General features: G+C 42.3%; 16 protein-coding genes and 2 tRNA genes. 11 read left to right on the top strand and 7 right to left on the bottom strand.

The window, feature by feature from the left end; translation table 11 throughout:
* Positions 1-311 precede the first annotated feature (311 nt).
* Positions 312-1,424, bottom strand: a complete 1,113-nt coding sequence (locus tag AC19MX_RS14000) for a PilT/PilU family type 4a pilus ATPase (protein ID WP_432399251.1) — start codon at positions 1,422-1,424, stop codon at positions 312-314.
* 11 nt (positions 1,425-1,435) lie between these two features.
* Positions 1,436-2,473 carry a type IV pilus twitching motility protein PilT gene (locus AC19MX_RS13995; protein ID WP_432399252.1) on the bottom strand — a complete coding sequence of 346 codons (1,038 nt, stop codon included), beginning with the start codon at positions 2,471-2,473 and terminating at the stop codon, positions 1,436-1,438.
* 27 nt (positions 2,474-2,500) lie between these two features.
* On the opposite strand from AC19MX_RS13995, the gene AC19MX_RS13990 reads away from it, so the two are divergent.
* The 7 genes from AC19MX_RS13990 to AC19MX_RS13960 all read left to right on the top strand — a co-directional run bounded on the left by AC19MX_RS13990 (position 2,501) and on the right by AC19MX_RS13960 (position 10,076).
* Entirely contained in the window at positions 2,501-3,187 is a 687-nt protein-coding gene (locus AC19MX_RS13990) for a YggS family pyridoxal phosphate-dependent enzyme (protein ID WP_498298841.1), read from the top strand.
* A 253-nt stretch (positions 3,188-3,440) separates the two neighbouring features.
* Complete coding sequence (gene proC / locus AC19MX_RS13985; RefSeq protein ID WP_498298839.1) at positions 3,441-4,259, top strand: pyrroline-5-carboxylate reductase; 819 nt, start codon at positions 3,441-3,443, stop codon at positions 4,257-4,259.
* 159 nt (positions 4,260-4,418) lie between these two features.
* On the top strand, positions 4,419-4,967 hold the full coding sequence (locus AC19MX_RS13980) for a YggT family protein (protein WP_498298837.1): 549 nt from the start codon (positions 4,419-4,421) through the stop codon (positions 4,965-4,967).
* 111 nt (positions 4,968-5,078) lie between these two features.
* A complete protein-coding gene (locus AC19MX_RS13975) occupies positions 5,079-5,534 on the top strand; it encodes a DUF4426 domain-containing protein (RefSeq protein WP_498298836.1) in 456 nt (151 codons plus the stop codon).
* Between the two features lie 636 nt (positions 5,535-6,170).
* The gene (gene rdgB, locus AC19MX_RS13970) at positions 6,171-6,803 is read left to right on the top strand and encodes an RdgB/HAM1 family non-canonical purine NTP pyrophosphatase (RefSeq protein ID WP_498299033.1); all 633 of its coding nucleotides are present in this window, start codon (positions 6,171-6,173) and stop codon (positions 6,801-6,803) included.
* A complete protein-coding gene (hemW, locus tag AC19MX_RS13965) occupies positions 6,804-7,943 on the top strand; it encodes a radical SAM family heme chaperone HemW (RefSeq protein ID WP_498298834.1) in 1,140 nt (379 codons plus the stop codon).
* Positions 7,944-8,222: 279 nt separating this feature from the next.
* On the top strand, positions 8,223-10,076 hold the full coding sequence (locus tag AC19MX_RS13960) for a DUF885 domain-containing protein (RefSeq protein WP_498298832.1): 1,854 nt from the start codon (positions 8,223-8,225) through the stop codon (positions 10,074-10,076).
* 530 nt (positions 10,077-10,606) lie between these two features.
* Here AC19MX_RS13960 and AC19MX_RS13955 read toward each other — a convergent pair.
* From AC19MX_RS13955 to trmB, 5 genes are all read right to left on the bottom strand, one after another.
* Positions 10,607-11,548 (bottom strand): LysR family transcriptional regulator, encoded by a 942-nt coding sequence (locus tag AC19MX_RS13955; protein WP_432399260.1) that lies wholly within the window; start codon positions 11,546-11,548, stop codon positions 10,607-10,609.
* Between the two features lie 428 nt (positions 11,549-11,976).
* Positions 11,977-12,789 carry a YggN family protein gene (locus AC19MX_RS13950; RefSeq protein WP_498298831.1) on the bottom strand — a complete coding sequence of 271 codons (813 nt, stop codon included), beginning with the start codon at positions 12,787-12,789 and terminating at the stop codon, positions 11,977-11,979.
* Between the two features lie 226 nt (positions 12,790-13,015).
* Positions 13,016-13,930 (bottom strand): glutaminase B, encoded by a 915-nt coding sequence (gene glsB, locus AC19MX_RS13945; RefSeq protein WP_432399262.1) that lies wholly within the window; start codon positions 13,928-13,930, stop codon positions 13,016-13,018.
* A 6-nt stretch (positions 13,931-13,936) separates the two neighbouring features.
* On the bottom strand, positions 13,937-14,263 hold the full coding sequence (locus AC19MX_RS13940) for a 50S ribosome-binding protein YggL (protein WP_432399263.1): 327 nt from the start codon (positions 14,261-14,263) through the stop codon (positions 13,937-13,939).
* Between the two features lie 23 nt (positions 14,264-14,286).
* Entirely contained in the window at positions 14,287-15,003 is a 717-nt protein-coding gene (gene trmB / locus AC19MX_RS13935; protein ID WP_498298829.1) for a tRNA (guanosine(46)-N7)-methyltransferase TrmB, read from the bottom strand.
* A 242-nt stretch (positions 15,004-15,245) separates the two neighbouring features.
* On the opposite strand from trmB, the gene mutY reads away from it, so the two are divergent.
* The 4 genes from mutY (at position 15,246) to AC19MX_RS13915 (ending at position 17,967) form a co-directional block, all read left to right on the top strand.
* Positions 15,246-16,319, top strand: coding sequence for an A/G-specific adenine glycosylase (gene mutY / locus AC19MX_RS13930; protein WP_498298828.1), 1,074 nt, complete (start codon positions 15,246-15,248; stop codon positions 16,317-16,319).
* Positions 16,320-16,352: 33 nt separating this feature from the next.
* On the top strand, positions 16,353-16,631 hold the full coding sequence (locus AC19MX_RS13925) for an oxidative damage protection protein (protein ID WP_160053097.1): 279 nt from the start codon (positions 16,353-16,355) through the stop codon (positions 16,629-16,631).
* 1,178 nt (positions 16,632-17,809) lie between these two features.
* Positions 17,810-17,885, top strand: a tRNA-Phe gene (locus tag AC19MX_RS13920).
* 6 nt (positions 17,886-17,891) lie between these two features.
* Positions 17,892-17,967 (top strand) — tRNA-Thr (locus AC19MX_RS13915).
* The last annotated feature ends 213 nt before the right edge of the window (positions 17,968-18,180 follow it).

The raw sequence follows: 18,180 nt of genomic DNA, 5'->3' as shown, positions 1-18,180 counted from the left end.
GCATCCTTGAGAGGTTTAAAATATAGATGTTGTAAATTAGTCCTGATCATAGCAATAAAGGTCATAAGTTGCTGCTAATAACCTCTCAAAAAGTTAAATAACCGAAGCGGAGACAACAAAAAGCGCTTAAACAGCCCTTTGCCCTGCTAACGGCGCTGAATCGACTTGTAATAGACTCATCAATTCGCGCTGTTAGCAAAAAAAGGACACGTTTGAAAGATATAATAATTAACGTTTGGACCTTTAACATTATCCTGAACTCTACCCTGATCTCTTATCCAGAGATCAGCATAGATAGTGGTAGGGAATGACTAATCCATGTCTAGCGTGATGCCTTCCATTGAACCTGCAGAGGTAGCTTCGTTACCTTGCAGTTTAATCATTAAGCGTAAATCATTTGGAGAATCGGCGTGGTGCAATGCATCTGCATAGCTGATTTCGCCTTCGAGGTATAAATCTAACAAGGCCTGATCGAACGTTTGCATGCCCTGCTCACGAGATTTACCCATGGTTTCTTTAAGAAGATGCAACTCGTTTTTGGCGATTAAGCTGGCCACACGAGGGGTATTGATTAACACCTCAATGGCTGCTCGACGCCCTGTTCCGTCTGATTTTGGGATCAGTTGCTGCGCAACAATACCGCGTAAGTTTAACGACAAATCAAACAGTAATTGATTGTGTTTACTTTCTGGTACCAAATGCATAATACGATCAAGTGCTTGGTTAGCGTTGTTAGCGTGTAAGGTCGCCATACATAAGTGACCCGTTTCAGCAAACGATAGCGCAAATTCCATGGTTTCCTGCGTTCGGATTTCACCAATTAAAATAACATCTGGCGCCTGACGTAATGAACTTTTGAGTGCGGCGTCAAACGAGTCGGTATCGATTCCCACTTCTCGCTGAGTAATAATACTTTTACGATGGTTGTGTACAAATTCGACTGGGTCTTCAATCGTTAAAATATGACCGCGAGAATGAGCATTGCGATAACCTACAAGTGCTGCAAGCGAGGTTGATTTACCGGTACCAGTACCACCTACCATAATGATTAAGCCACGTTTACTCATGACCAAATCTTTAAGAATGGCTGGCAGTTTCAAGTCATCCACTTCAGGAATATTGGTTTCAATGCGGCGCATTACGCAGCCAGCAGATTCACGCTGCCAAAAAGCACTAACACGAAAACGCCCTAAATCTTTAGCGGCAAAGGCAAAGTTACATTCACTACTGTCGTGAAATTCTTTCTTTTGCACATCGCTCATTAACGATTCAACAAACTCTAAAGACTGTTGCGGCGTTAACTTAGTTTCAGATAATTGACGTAATTCACCGTCGATTTTGGCACTGGGCGGAAAACCCGCTGTGATAAATAAATCTGAGGCCTTTTTCTCGACCATAATATTTAAAAACGGACGAACATCCATGATCCTAATCCTTAAAAATTAGCTTGTTTATTCGAGCTTTTATGCATTGCATCTTCACGAGTAATCAGCCCGCGATTAACCAAGTTTTGTAAACATTGATCTAGCGTTTGCATACCATGAGCCATACCGGTCTGAATGGCAGAATACATTTGCGCCACTTTATCTTCGCGAATAAGGTTACGAATTGCTGGAGTACCCATCATAATTTCGTGCGCCGCAACTCGGCCTCCACCAATTTTTTTGATCAAGGTTTGCGAAATAACGGCCTGCAGTGATTCAGACAACATGGTTCTCACCATGCCTTTCTCACCTTCAGGGAATACGTCGACAATACGGTCAATAGTTTTGGCGGCTGAAGTGGTGTGCAAAGTTCCAAACACTAAGTGACCGGTTTCGGCGGCGGTCATCGCTAAGCGGATAGTTTCAAGGTCACGCATCTCACCAACAAGAATAACGTCGGGGTCTTCACGCAGCGCACTTCGTAATGCGGCATTAAAGCTGTGGGTGTGTTTATGTACTTCACGTTGGTTAACCAGGCATTGTTTATTTTGGTGAACGAATTCGATAGGGTCTTCAATGGTCAAAATATGTTCGTGACGATTATCATTAATATAATCGACCATGGCCGCTAATGTGGTTGACTTACCAGAACCTGTTGGCCCGGTAACAAGGACTAAACCACGTGGATAGCTGGAGATTTTTTTAAAAATTTCCGGCGCACCTAACTGCTCTAATGACAAAATGTCCGATGGAATGGTACGAAATACTGCACCGGCACCACGAGATTGGTTAAATGCGTTAACACGAAAACGCGCTAAGTTAGGCACCTCAAATGAAAAATCGATTTCGAGGTGTTCTTCATAGTCTTTTCGTTGCTTATCATTCATGATGTCGTAAACAAGGCTATGAACACCTTGATGATCGAGTGCGGGTAAGTTAATTTTACGTACTTCGCCGTCAACTCGGATCATGGGTGAAACACCCGCAGAAAGATGTAGATCTGATGCTTTGTGTTTTACACTAAAAGCGAGTAATTCAGTGATTTCCATTGTAGAGACATCCATTTAGCCAACATTATGACAACAATAGCAGACAGAATATCAATCGCCCAGAGTAGAATTAACCAAGCGGCGCAAAATTGTTCACGATTACCCAGCGACATAAGCTTGCTTGCCGTGAGTAAAACCAAGCCAATCAACGACATTATCGCCGCGTATGAGGCTGGACAACGCCAATTTGGTGAAAATTATGTCCAGGAAGGTGAAACTAAAATCACCACACTAGCAGCCGATTATCCCGACATCGAATGGCATTTTATTGGCCCATTGCAATCAAACAAAACCAAAATTGTCGCCGAACATTTTGATTGGATGCATACCGTCAACCGCGACAAAATAGCCCAACGATTAAACGACCAACGCCCTGATAATAAAAAACCGCTAAATGTGTGTATTCAGGTCAACATTAGCCAGGAAGACAGTAAATCTGGTGTTGATGCGAATCAGGTCGCCATGTTAGCACTTACTATCAGCAAATTGCCTAATTTAAGGTTGCGCGGCTTAATGGCTATTCCAACTGCAACAGACGACACTCAATTACAGCAACAAGAGTTTGCCGACCTTAAAACACTGTACGACCAATTACAGCAGCAATATCCGAGCATCGATACCTTATCGATGGGCATGAGCGGTGACATGGACATTGCCATTGCTCATGGTTCGACAATGGTGCGTATTGGCAGCGCCATATTTGGTGAACGATAAATTCTAGGTACTAGGAGCTCGCAAGCTCGCCACTCTTAGAATCTAGGAGCTCGCAAGCTCGCCTGAGGGCGGACTTCGTCCTTCTAGGTTCTAGGCCCTAGTAACATAGCGACCCTAGCAGTGACAAAGTCACGCCCTAGTAGCAAAGCGACCCTAGCAGTGACGAAGTCACGCCCTAGCAGCGAAGCGTCCTTTTAGGTAACATATATAATAACAAGACATAAATTCACTCTATTTATTGGATGTAATTGAAATGACTCAAGCAAAAGTATGTTTTATCGGCGCGGGCAACATGACTCGCAGTATTATTAGCGGCTTAGTCAAACATGGTTATCCAAGTGCCCTTATCCACGCAACCAATCCAAGTAAAGGCAAGCTTGATGCATTGAAGCAAGACTTTGCCATTGAAGTGTCACACGACAATGCTGCCGCTGCACAAGCTGCTGATGTCATTGTACTGAGTGTTAAGCCACAATTAATGGAAGCCGTTTGTGATGCACTGAGCCACCTTGATTTAGCCAATAAGTTAATCATCACTATCGCTGCAGGTATCCCCGCAGCGCGTTATTCGCAATACCTTAAGCAACCGATTAAACTTATTCGTACTATGCCAAACACACCGACCCAAATTGGTTACGGCATGACAGGCATTTATGCTGGAGATGATATTTCTGCTGAGCATAAGGCCATTTGCGAAACCTTAATGCAAAGCGGTGGTAAAGTGGCGTGGGTAGACAGCGAGGATGGTTTAAACCAAGTGATTGCACTTTCTGGCAGTTCACCAGCTTACTTCTTCCTGTTTATTGAATCGATGATTGCATCGGGCGTCAACATGGGCATGGCAGAAGACAAAGCTAGATTACTGGCAGAACAAGCTGCACTGGGTGCTGCGCAAATGGTGATTCAAAACCAACAACTGTCAGTGGCACAATTACGTCAAAATGTGATGTCAAAAGGCGGCACAACAGCTAGAGCGGTAGAGACATTCCAAGAAGGCGACCTAGGCGGTTTAGTCGATAAAGCCATGAGCAATTGTGTGGCTCGTGCTGAAGAGATGGCTAAAACGTTTTAATGAACCACTAAGCTTGATGATATAGAGTTCAGATGAAGGATTATTTATCTCAGTGTAAAATGCTTAGTGATAAGATTATGACACGACGTAAGACAAGCTAACGTTAAATAGGCAAATGAGCCTTATCCAATTCAATGATATAAATGTAAGGCAATATTCATGAATGCAATGGTTTTTTTGATCAACACGGTGTTTGATTTATACCTTATGGTAGTCATTCTTCGATTTTGGTTACAACTGGCTAAAGCCGACTTTTATAATCCGTTCAGCCAATTTGTAGTTAAGGCGACACAACCCATTGTCGCGCCAATGCGCCGAGTGCTGCCGTCAATAGGCAGTATCGATACCTCATCAATTTTATTAGCACTTATCGTTGTTATTGTAAAAATGTTAGTGCTTACTTTCATCGCAGGTGCTGGTGTTGATATTTTAACCATCTTGTTATTTTCTGTGGTATCAGTGCTTAAAAATGCGGGCGTATTGCTGTTTTGGATGCTACTTATCCGTGCAATTTTGAGTTGGTTTAATCAAGGCTATAACCCAGTGGTAATGATTATGACTCAGTTAACAGAGCCAATTTTAGCCCCTGTGCGTAAAATTTTACCGTCTTTTGGCGGCTTAGATTTATCGGTACTGGTAGTGTTTATTGCGATGAACTTCTTGAACATGCTATTTGCACAGTACATTCCATTTTGGGCAATGATTTAAGCAATACGCTTTTCACTATCGCCTATTTAAAACTGAATTAAAAAGAGCAGCTAAGTGTTAATAGCTGCTCTTTTTATCTCTAAAGTCACAAAATCAATACAGGACTCTACCATGTTAAAATCACTGTTAAATTCGCGTCGTATCGTTAGTGCGTTATTGTTATCTCTTGCCTGCATTACCAGTGCAGCCTATGCCGAACAAAAACAGCAGGTGGGTAATTTTGATATTCACTACATGGCACTTAACAGCACCTTTATTACCCCAGAAATTGCCAAAACTTACGGTATAGAACGCAGTGGTTATAATGGTTTGGTGAATATCACCGTATTAAATACTAACCTGGAAGGCAATCCTCCTGTCGCTGTTGAAATCTCTGGCATCGCCAACAACCTCATTGATGCGCGCATGACACTCGACTTTAAAGAGATCCGCGAAGGAGATGCTATTTACTATATTGCCGAAGTGCCTTTCAGAGACGATCAAGATGTCAATTTTGATATCGCGATAAAATATGCAAATCAACTCAATACATCACTAAAATTTAAGCAAAAGTTCTACGTAGAATAAGAAAGCGCTACGCTGCGAGAACGACCTACGGTCTCAAGGACGCTGCGCTGCTAGAACGACCTACGGTCTCAAGGACGTTGCGCTGCTAGAACGACCTGCGGTCTCAAGGACGCTGCGCTGCTAGAACGACCTGCGGTCTCGAGGACGCTGCGCTGCTAGAACGACCTACGGTCTCAAGGACGCTGCGCTGCTAGTATGACCTGCGGTCTCGAGGAAGCTGCGCTGCTAGTACGACCTGCGGTCTCAAGGACGCTGCGCTGCTAGAACGACCTACGGTCTCGAGGACGCTGCGCTGCTAGAACGACCTTCGGTCTCGAGGACGCTGCGCTGCGAAAATCTATTAACTAAATCTTAGCAGCACAGCTGTCCTAGCAGTGACGAAGTCACGCCCTAGCACCTAGCAGCACAGCTGTCCTAGCAGTGACGAAGTCACGCCCTAGCACCTTGCAGCGCAGCAACCCTAGCAGTGACGAAGTCACGCCCTAGCATCTAGCAGCGCAGCGACTCTAGCAGTGACGAAGTCACGCCCTCTAGCGAGCCTGCGAGTTCGGCCGAAGAACCATAGTACATCGCAGCTTTGTTAGCGTATAATGTCGCAAATTTTTACCTTAGGTCGACCAATTCATGCAATCTCCCATTCAACACATCGTGCTTGCCAGTGGCAACAAAGGCAAACTTGCCGAATTTGCGCAAATGTTTACCACTTATGGCATAGAAGTTCTGCCTCAAAATCTGTTTAACGTGCCAGATGTTGCAGAAACCGGTACCACATTTGTTGAAAATGCCATTATTAAAGCGCGCCATGCGGCTGAAATAACCGGAAAACCTGCCATAGCAGATGATTCAGGCATCGAGGTTGACGCATTACAAGGGCAACCAGGTATCTATTCAGCGCGCTATTCAGGCGCTGGCGCCACAGAAACCAGCAATTACCTTAAGCTGTTAGATGCACTAACAGGTGAAAACCAACGCTCTGCTCGTTTTCAATGCGTATTGGTGTATATGCGTCACGCTAAAGATCCAACGCCGATTATTTGCCAGGCAGCCTGGGAAGGCAGTATTAACTTAGCGCCTCAGGGTGAGCAAGGCCATGGTTACGATCCGGTGTTTATTCCACACGGCTTTGATTGCAGCGCAGCAGAACTTACCAGTGAGCAAAAAAATGCCCACAGCCATCGCGGTAAAGCGCTTGAACTATTAATTAATGCCATGAAAGCACAGGGTGTTATTCAGTCACAAGACCCACAAACAGTAGATGGCGGCCAATAAATGACTTTGCAACTGCCACCGTTAAGTTTGTATGTGCATATCCCATGGTGTGTTCAGAAATGTCCTTATTGTGACTTTAACTCCCATGGCCAAAATGGCGAGCTACCACAGCAAGAATATGTGAATGCATTGCTAGCAGATTTACAAGCTGATTTAGCATATGTACAAGGCCGTAAAATACACACTATTTTTATCGGTGGTGGAACCCCCTCATTGTTTGATGCCAGTCAAATTCAACGTTTTCTTGAGGGCGCGAATGCATTAATTCCATTTGAAGATGATATTGAAATTACGATGGAAGCAAACCCAGGTACGCTTGAACATGATGACTTTAGCGCTTATCGAGCCGCTGGGGTAACAAGGTTATCAATTGGGGTACAAAGTTTTTCTAAAGAAAAGCTTAATTTACTGGGTCGTATCCATAACGAAGATGAAGCTAAGGTTGCAGCACAAAAAGCCAAACACGCCGACTACTTAAGTTTCAACCTCGACTTAATGCATGGCTTACCGAACCAAAGCTTTGATGAAGCCATGCACGATATCGATACGGCGACAGCGCTAGCACCACCGCATTTATCTTGGTATCAACTCACCATTGAACCAAACACCTTGTTCCATTCAAAACCACCACAGCTCCCAGACGATGAGAACTTGTGGCAAATATACGAACAAGGACAAAAAAAGCTCGCGACGTTAGGTTACGAGCAATATGAAATTTCCGCTTATGCAAAACCGGGATATCAATGCCGACATAATTTGAACTACTGGCAATTTGGCGATTACCTAGGCGTAGGCTGTGGCGCACACGGTAAAGTCACCTTACCTGAGCAAAACCGGATTATCAGAACCGTTAAAATTAAGCATCCTAAAGGCTATCTCGCCGCAGACAACTACACCTTTGAAACATCTGATGTAATTGAAGACGATCGTCCTCTAGAGTATTTGATGAATCGCTTAAGGCTGATGACACCCATTGCTAAAACAGAATTTGAGCAACGTACAGGGCAATCTGCAGATGTTGTTAAGGTTGGCATGACAAAGTCGATAAACAGAGGCTTACTCACTGAAACAGACACCCATTGGCAACTCACGCCAAAGGGGCACATGTTTGTCAATGATTTACTGTCGCAGTTTATTTAACCCGACTTAACTCATATACAACACCTTGTAAAACGTGCCCATTAGCAATCGCTTGGGCACCTATTCCCCCCATCTTTTGCGCATGCCTTGCTGATTAAATTAACAAGTCAGTCATACGCCTTATTTAAGCCCTTCTACACTCTCGGTGAGCCATCACTTCTTAACGCGGAATGGTATAACAATAACAAAATACACACTTTCTAACATTTCAATTAACACATTTAGTGAAAGCTTGATTAGGATGTCAGCCTATAAATTGTGTACTTTAGGAAGATATCGATGTCCCTCAAAACCAAAACGACTATTATTGCCGTGGCACTATCAAGCTTATTAAGCACAACTGCTATTGCACACTCGCACACAACAGCCCCATTAAACCAACAAGAAACCAAAACTGTTGCTCTTAATAGCGAGTCAGAAAAAGCCAACGCATTGTTTGAAGACATCTTCATGGAAAATGTCATGTCCAGCCCTGTTAATCAAACCTACCTGGGCATCAAAAAAGACTACGATAAATGGAATGACTTGTCAGAAGCTGCGGCAGATGCCGACCTTGAGCGTGCAAAAAAGCAACTTGCGCAACTTAATGCTTTAGATGTAAAACAACTCGATGAGCAAACGTCACTGAGTTTTGAGTTATTACATGCACGCCTAGAGCAAGCCATTGCTGACGATAAATGGCGTTACCATACCTACCCAATGAACCAAATGTATGGTGTGCATTCGATGGTGGCAGCCATTCTTATTAATCAACATCAAATTACAGATGAAAGCGATGCTAAGGCTTATATTAGCCGTCTGAATGCCACTGAAACGTTGTTAGCTCAGCTAGAAGCTGCATTAGAACTGCGTGCAGAAAAACAGATTATTGCGCCTAAGTTTGTGTTTGCTTATGTGATGGCAGACAGTGAGAATATTATTTCAGGCGTACCGTTTACCGACACAGGCAAAGATAATGCACTTTGGGCTGATGCCAACCGTAAAATTGCTAAGCTCGATATCAGTGACGATAAAAAACAAACCCTATTAGCAGAAGTGAAACACGCTTTACTCACCAAAGTTAAGCCCGCATATGAACAATTAATCCGTTACACCAAAACCCTAGAAGCGCGCGCGGATGATCGTGATGGTGCCTGGAAGTTACCAAACGGTGAAGCATTTTTTAATAATGCGCTTGCCCGCACTACCACCACAAATATGACAGCCAATGAGATCCACGACCTTGGATTGTCTGAAGTGAAGCGAATTCATAATGAAATGCGTGTCATCATGAAAAAAGTCAATTTCTCTGGCTCTTTGCCTGAGTTTTTCACTTTTATGCGTGATGACAAACAGTTTTATTACCCAGATACCAAAGCAGGCCAACAAGCATATTTAACAGAAGCAAAAGCGTTAATCGATAATATGGAATCTCGTTTAGACGAGGTCTTTAAAGTTAAACCCAAAGCAGCTTTATTGGTTAAACAAGTTGAATCATTTCGTGAAAAGTCTGCCGGCAAAGCATTTTATGACCAACCTGCACCAGACGGTTCACGCCCGGGCACTTACTACGCCAACTTATATAAAATGGATGCTATGCCGAAATACCAAATGGAAGCATTGGCTTACCATGAAGGTATTCCTGGCCATCACATGCAAATAGCCAAAGCACAAGAGCTGCAAGGCATTCCTCAGTTTCGTAAATTTAACGGCTACACAGCCTATGTTGAAGGTTGGGGATTGTATTCTGAGTATTTCCCTAAAGAAATGGGCTTATATGCTGATCCATATTCAGACTTCGGCCGATTATCAATGGAGTTATGGCGCGCCTGTCGCCTAGTGGTTGATACAGGTATTCACACTAAAAAATGGACCCGCGAACAAGCGATTGCTTACTACGTTGAAAATACGCCAAATGCTGAGTCTGATGCGATAAAAATGGTAGAGCGTCATATTGTTATGCCATCTCAAGCGACCGCTTATAAAGTGGGTATGCTGAAAATTTTGTCCTTACGCGAACAGGCAAAAAAACAGCTTGGGGATAAATTTGATATCCGCGAGTTTCATAATGTAGTGTTAAGAAATGGTCCACTGCCGCTCGATGTACTCGAAGAACAAGTCAACAAATGGATTAAGCACATAAAAGCGGCGTAAAAAATATGCCAGTAAAGCAAGCTTCCATATCTTGATTTACGATAGCAAAAATTGATTTACGATAACAAAAATTGATTTACGATAACAAAAATGCAGCAACCTAAGGTTGCTGCATTTTTTATTGAACTGAATTAAACGGAGAAAAAACACAAAAAAATAACCCCAGATCAATGCCTGGGGTAACCAAATAACTAGGATGATGGTTTCAAAGCTGACATGGTTTTAGTTTGGAACAAACAATTGTCAGCACTGATTCAAAACTCGCTTGGTTGCCGATTTGAGCCTCAACTGAAAAGGGGTCATTTCTCAGAAAACGCATATTCAAATCATTTTGAATCAACTACCTCCCATTGTATTTAAATAAGAACAGAGTGCAATAACAAACATGCCGATATTCAGTAAGCCATTGATTAATTATCCGCTAAATAACTAAACAATGAAAAACTTAAGCATATGATAAATATAAGATAAAAATAAAGCCGCAAGGTAATATGCGGCTTTGTTTTATTTAGTAAACAATGTTTCCACTTTTACTTACGAAGTTTGTATAAATGTTCGAATTTAGCATCCCAATATGGTGGGCTACTGATGTGCGTTTTAATGAAATCGATAAATGAACTGACTTTAGGTGCCAAATGCTTACGACGTGGATAAACCGCCTGCAAGGGTAAATTATGCGTTAATTGCCAATCTGGTAATAACGGCACTAAAGTACCTTGAGCAATTTCATCTTCCATTAAGTAACTGGCAAGATACACAATCCCTAAACCACTTACTGCTGCCGATTTAAGTGCAGGAGCGTTATCAACACGGAAGTTACCCGAAACACCGATTTCGCAGTAATCTTCACCCTTTTTAAATTGCCACATACTGTGCTCGTGCCACTCACCTTGATACACCAAGCAATTGTGTTCCACCAACTGTTCAGGGCGGCTAATATTTCCATGTTGAGCAATATAACCTGGTGATGCAACAAGCAAAAACTGACATTTCATTAGCGGTCTAGCAACCATACCTAAAGGTAGTTGCTCAGACATCGTTAACAATAAATCTAATCCTTCACTGACAACATCCACTTTATGGTCAAGCAGACTGACTTGCAATTCAAGCTCTGGGTGACGAGCCATAAATTCTGGCAATGCTGGAATAATATGCATGGTACCAAATGATTGTGAAATACCTACTTTCAACACGCCACGAGTGGCATCATTTAAGTTATGCACACTTGAAACGGCTTGTTCAGCATCGCGAAGTAATTCTTCACCTTGAAGGTACAGTAAATTACCGGCTTCGGTCAGGCTTAAGCTACGTGTAGTACGTTGAATAAGTTGTACACCAAGTTTGTGTTCAAGATCTGCGACTTGAGTACTTACTTTAGATTTAGAAATGCCAAGACGTCTGGCTGCAGCACTAAAACTTCCTGCTCGTGCAACGTGAGTAAAAATTGCGATAGGTTCTAACAGTTCTAACATGGAAGTCGCCTTAAACTGGTTACGACATTAATAAAATTCAGGTGCTTGTTGAATCCCAAATATAAGCAAGTCAACTGCCACATTTGAGTTAAACATTCACATCAACTCAGTCATATTTATCGAATTAGATTGAAAAAATGGCAGAACACGCAAAAGCTGTTATCCGACACTCATTTTTGTCATCGTTAAACATAACCGCATCTAAAGTAGAGTATATTTTTTCTTATAATTTTGGTGAGTATAACAAAAAAACACTATATGGCTCTATATTTATAATTGACAATTTTTTTATCAGAACAAAGAAATTAAGCTACGACAGGCAGATGAGGGCTTTAGGCACATAAAAAAAGCCCCTGTGTCTTGAAAAAGAGCACAGGGGAAGTCAGGTGTCATATTAGGGAGACGGGTTGACTAAAAAGAAAGCAAAGTTACTTGGTGGTTTCACCGAGTTTAGCTAACGTGTATGGCGCAAGTTCAGGAATGGCTTCTCGCGCTTGGCTTTCAAGCACTAATAACGCTGCAAAGCTGTCGCATACGGTTGTTGCTCGCGCTTCAAGCCCTTGAGACTGTGACTCAAGTTGCTTCTCAATATCGGTGCCTACATTGTCCATTTTTTGCGAAAATGCATTCATTTTCTCTTCAAACGTACCACCTTCTGATGACATAATTTGACTACCCAGGGTCATCATTAGCGATCCCATTGAGCTCGTTACCATTTGTTCAATTTCTTGCTCAAACTCTTTATTGAAGGTTTTCTCTATTGAGGCTTCTGTTGAGCCAAGGTAAAATTTATCACCTTGCTGATAGGCCATGGTATCGACTCGCTTTTGAATGCCGACCATGAGTTTGTCTATTTGCATACCCGCAGCGTCGCCAAAAACTGGCGTCAGCGCCATATTAACGGCCTGAGTAGCGATAGAAACCACGTCACCGACTAAATCGATAACATCAGGCACTTGGCGCGATAACTCTTCTGAGTATTGGGTTAACAGTTTTTGCTGCTTATCATCTAAGGTCACTTTTTTGCCATCAACATACAGTTGACCTAACTCAACACGGTATTTTTCATTGCCATTATCACTGACCTGTAAAATTGTCGGTTCCACGGTGACATCGTAGTTTAACGTGACATTACACTTTTCATCATTTAGTGACATTTTAGCCATAGCGGGTGTCCATGCTCCTGCTGTAAACAGCAAGCTACTTACCGCTAAACTACAAATTAACTTTTGTTTGGTCATGATAAAAACCCTTTTAGTATTAGAATATGAGTAATTGATCTGGATATAGTGATTACTAAGCACAAGTTGTGCCAATTTCGTAACCTGCTAATTTATAAAAGATAAAACGATTTAGATGTATTCAGATAGGCAAGTAAACATTCAATGACGGCAGTGTATTCGCAAAATAAACCAAAAAATAGTCTATTTTGCGAATCTCAATAATAATTAATTTACCGGTGGGCTATTAAAAAATAGAACGGCCTAGTTGTTGACTGATGTGCTCGAGCATTGCCGTGCCGGCAAGCGAGTTGCCATTCATATCAAGCTCGGGAGACCAAACGCAGATAGACATATCACCCGGTATTACCGCAATGATGCCGCCACCCACACCACTTTTACCTGGCATACCAACACGATAAGCAAACTCCCCTGCACCATCATATAAGCCCGATGTGGCCAGTAATGCATTAAGCTGCCGAGTTTGCACTGGTGACACTAAATTATCACCGTTTAAGGTTTTGCCTCGATTAGCTAAATAAAACATCGCCCGAGATAAATCTGCGCAGTTCATTTTTAACGAACAATAATGAAAATAGCTTTTGAGGACTGTATCAACATCGCCATCAAAATTACCAAATGATTTCATCAAATACGCAATAGAGGCATTACGGGCACTGAACTGATATTCAGAATCTGCAACCACTTTATCGTAGCTCACAATCGGGTTTTGGCTTAACTGTCTAACCACTTCTAGCATACGATGCTTTGGTGCACCTAAACGCGCTTGCAGTAAGTCGGCGATGATCAAAGCACCCGCATTAATAAATGGATTACGCGGTTTACCTCGCTCTAACTCCACCTGTACTAAAGAGTTAAATGAATGCCCTGACGGCTCTTTACCGACACGGTTCCAGATTTCATCTTCTGTGTATAAATTTAACGCGAGCGTGAGGCTAAAGACTTTGGAAATACTTTGAATAGAAAATGGTTCGAGGTAATCACCGGCCCCAATGGTAGTACCATCGATAGTCGTAATGGCAATACCTATTTTATTGGGGTCTACATTGGCAAGGGCAGGAATATACCCTGCCACTTTACCTTTACCCAATAACGGCCTGACTTTGTCTACCGCTTCTTGAAGTAATAATTGCTCAAGCAATTTGGTTTATCCCCACCAAATATCGTATAAGTCACTGACTTCGATACCTGACACTGGTTTGCTTTGCCAAAATGCTTTCGCGGCGGCAACGTCTTCATCAGTACATTTACCAATAGCTTGAGTAGCAATAATGCCTTCCCACTCTTTATGCCCACCACCGTGGAAACCTAATTGACGAGGTTCGATAACTTCATTGATGAATTGATCGACTAATGCATCAATATCGGCTTCTGATACTGACTCATCAAATATCCAATTAATGTCAAACCCGAACTCTTGAAATTCATCGACTCGTAATTTTTTACGTAAACGTCGGCTACGATTTTGCGCCATGATGTACTCTCCTGTTGCTACAATTAAGCGATACGCTCAAACATGATATCCCAAACGCCATGACCTAAACGGTGACCGCGCGCTTCAAACTTGGTTAACGGGCGATGATCAGGACGCTCAACCACTGTACCAGTAGTCGATTGGTTTTTATAACCTTCAGCGGCATTCATTACTTCTAACATATGCTCGCTGTAGTTTTCCCAGTCAGTTGCCATATGAAATACGCCACCGATTTTAAGCTTACGACGCACTAACTGAACAAATTCAGATTGCACTATACGGCGCTTATGATGACGTTTTTTGTGCCAAGGATCTGGAAAGAATAGCTGTAAACGCGCTAATGAACCATCAGCAATACTGTGCTCTAACACTTCCATCGCATCATGATGATACACGCGAAGGTTAGTCACTTTGGCGTCACCAGCATCACCTAAACAAGCACCAATACCAGGCTTATGCACTTCAATGCCAATAAAATTTTGCTCAGGAGCAGCGCTAGCCATTTGCACTAATGACGCACCCATACCAAAACCAATTTCAAGAACGGTATCTGCTTCACGGCCAAACACTTGCGTTAAATCCAGTGGTTGTGGCGTGTAATCTAAACCCATTGTAGGCCAATGTGCCTCAATAGCTTGAGATTGCCCTTTGGTTAAACGGCCTTCGCGTAAAACAAAACTTCTGATTTTACGAATGTACTTACCGTCTTCGTTAAACTCAGCTGTGGTAACGTCGCTCATTATTGCCTCATTGCTTACAGACTTAATATTAATGTGTAGTGAGCAGACTTTATCCACTGCAATTACATCAACATTACGTCATTGCTATCGATATTTGATCAATTTAAAAATTCAGTGGCGCATTATACCTAAAGTCGCCGCACATGTTTACGCTAAATTATCATCGAGATTTTCATCATGCTATAAACACGAAAATTCAACCGCCTCTTGTGTAATAAAATCGCTATGGATACACTGCGACCATGAAAAAAGTGACCCCATTTGCTGAGCGTATAATCGCTTGGTACGACCTTCATGGTCGTAAAACATTACCGTGGCAAATTAACAAAACACCCTACCGAGTTTGGGTGTCTGAAATTATGCTGCAACAAACCCAAGTTGCTACCGTTATCCCCTACTATGAAAAGTTTATGGCAAGGTTCCCAACGGTTGTCGACCTTGCAAATGCTCATCAAGATGAAGTACTGCACCTATGGACTGGGTTAGGCTATTACGCCCGAGCCCGTAACTTACATAAAGCAGCTCAACATATTCGTGACGCTTTTGATGGTGTGTTTCCAACTCACTTCGATGATGTGGTGGCATTATCTGGCATAGGTAAATCAACCGCTGGCGCAGTGCTTTCGTTATCGTTAGGGCAACATCATCCTATTTTAGACGGTAATGTAAAACGCGTATTAGCAAGACACGGTGCCATTGAAGGTTGGCCAGGGGTCAAAACGGTTGAACAAAAATTATGGCAATTAACAGAAACGCTTACGCCAAAAGCTGGCGTGGAGAAGTTTAATCAGGCGATGATGGATATTGGCTCTAGCGTATGTACTCGCAGTAAACCATTATGTGCTCAATGCCCCGTTGCCATAGATTGCACTGCACAATTACAAGGCAATCAAAACTTATATCCAGGTAAAAAGCCTAAAAAAGTGACCCCAGAAAAATCGGCGTTTATGTTGGTGATGGTAGATAACAGCAACGATACGACCAAGGTGCAATTAATCCAACGCCCACCTGCGGGTATTTGGGGTGGCTTGTGGTGTTTTCCGCAATTTGATACTCAAGATGCATTAACAGATTACTTAACCATGCATAAGTTAGAGGTATCAATACAAGGGCTTGCTGGATTTAGACACACTTTTAGTCACTTTCATTTAGATATACACCCTGTTTTAGTCGAATTAACCTCTCAGTCGGCCACCAGCATCATGGAACAAAACAGCGCGCTCTGGTATAACATAGAACAACCTGCGAAAGTCGGGTTAGCGGCAGCCACAGAACGTATTTTGTCTAATTTAGCCGTACTTTTCGCGACACATTAGTTTTAATCGTAAATAAGTTAGTAAGGAATCATCATGGCTCGCACAGTTCAGTGTTTACACCTTAACAAATCTGCCGACGGCTTAGATTTTCAGCTTTACCCGGGCGAATTGGGTAAGCGCATTTATGACAATATCAGTAAAGAAGCTTGGGGCTTGTGGCAAAAAAAGCAAACAATGCTCATTAATGAAAAGAAACTTAACATGATGAATGTCGATGACCGCAAATTTTTAGAAGCGCAAATGCTGAGCTTTTTATTTGAAGGTAAAGACGTTGAAATTGAAGGTTATGTACCACCAGCAGAAGACGAATAACAAATCGATATAAAAAAAGCCGCTGATACAGCGGCTTTTTTGTGTGTATAAAACGATTATTGCTTAACAACCAATGTCAGTTCAACATTGTATACCCAAACAACCTGAAGATGCTCGATTTCAGCAAGAATTTACACGCGTTTAGACAAGGCATTGATTGCGGGTAATGGTTATTCCCTTTCCAAAATCAATAACGCAGCATAAACGCGTGTAAAACTTGCCCTTTGGGAGTTTCACCGTGCTTCCACTACGTTGTTACGTTAATTTATAAGGTACCTACATTACCGCATTAACGCGCCTAGTATTGAAAACACGGTGAAGCTCTGAAACACGTCTCTTCAAGTTGATTGGGTATATAAGCCGCACCTAATACCATTCCGCATTAATAAGTGACCACTCAGAATGCAGCCTGCGGTTTTTGATTAAGGCGTCGTTATGTAGTAATGGTTGTTCCCTTTCAAATAGCGTGAACGCAGAGCAAAAGCGGCTGGGGCATTCCTTTCTGGCGAGTTTTAAAAGGGCTTACACTGCGTTGCATTACTTCGAAAGAGAACCACTATTCATTCAGTCATACGCCTTGTTTAAGCCCTTTTAAATTCTCGCTGAGAGAGCATTTACTAACGCGCAATGGTATAAACCCATTTTTACACCATAATTTTTTATTGCCAACGTGGTCACGCCGGTAAATCTGCACGATAGCCAATCCAAGAATCTTTACCCTTCTCCAATGGCTTTGACATTATTGCTCAATGGATTGGTTACACCATTAAAGGTGAAATCGCTCGTTAATCATAAATTGCTTTTTAATGACGTAATAGGCGGAATTAGTTGCTATCGGTAACAGTAAAGATGAACATTCAGTGTTTTGAGCATCATTGATGGGCTAATCTGCTTATATTTAATATTAATGGAGCTGTTATTAATATTTATAAATACCGTATTTGCTCAGGTTTACTTTGGTTTTGCATAACCCAATGAGTCTTTTTATGCTAAAAAACCACAAAAGCAGATAAAATAGCATCAGTTTGCACATTAACTAGCCGAACAAACAAAAAGATTTAAAAAGCACTTGCACGATAAAAACCATCGCTATATTATGTGCGCACTCCAAACGACACAGGCACTGATTACCAAGTCAGAACCTAGTTTGAAGTAGTAAACTAACGCTTAGTTTAGTTGCCCGAATAGCTCAGTCGGTAGAGCAGAGGATTGAAAATCCTCGTGTCCCTGGTTCGATTCCGGGTTCGGGCACCACAATTAGCCGGCATAGCTCAGTTGGTAGAGCAACTGACTTGTAATCAGTAGGTCCCGAGTTCGACTCTTGGTGCCGGCACCATAAAAACAAAAAAGCCACTCAATGAGTGGCTTTTTTGTATCTAACGATTGTAGATTAGTGATTGTCACAAACGTCATGCTTAGCACGTATGCGTCCGGCGAACTACGCCTTGTCTAGCCTAACCTGCCAGGGTAAGAGATTGTTGAGGTCACAATCAGGGTAGGATAATTGCTCTAAGCAGTGTTCGATGTAATCGAACGGGATAAGTCCATT

This window comes from Shewanella sp. MF05956 (genome assembly GCF_059758055.1).
This window is presented reverse-complemented; position numbering and strand designations above follow the sequence as displayed.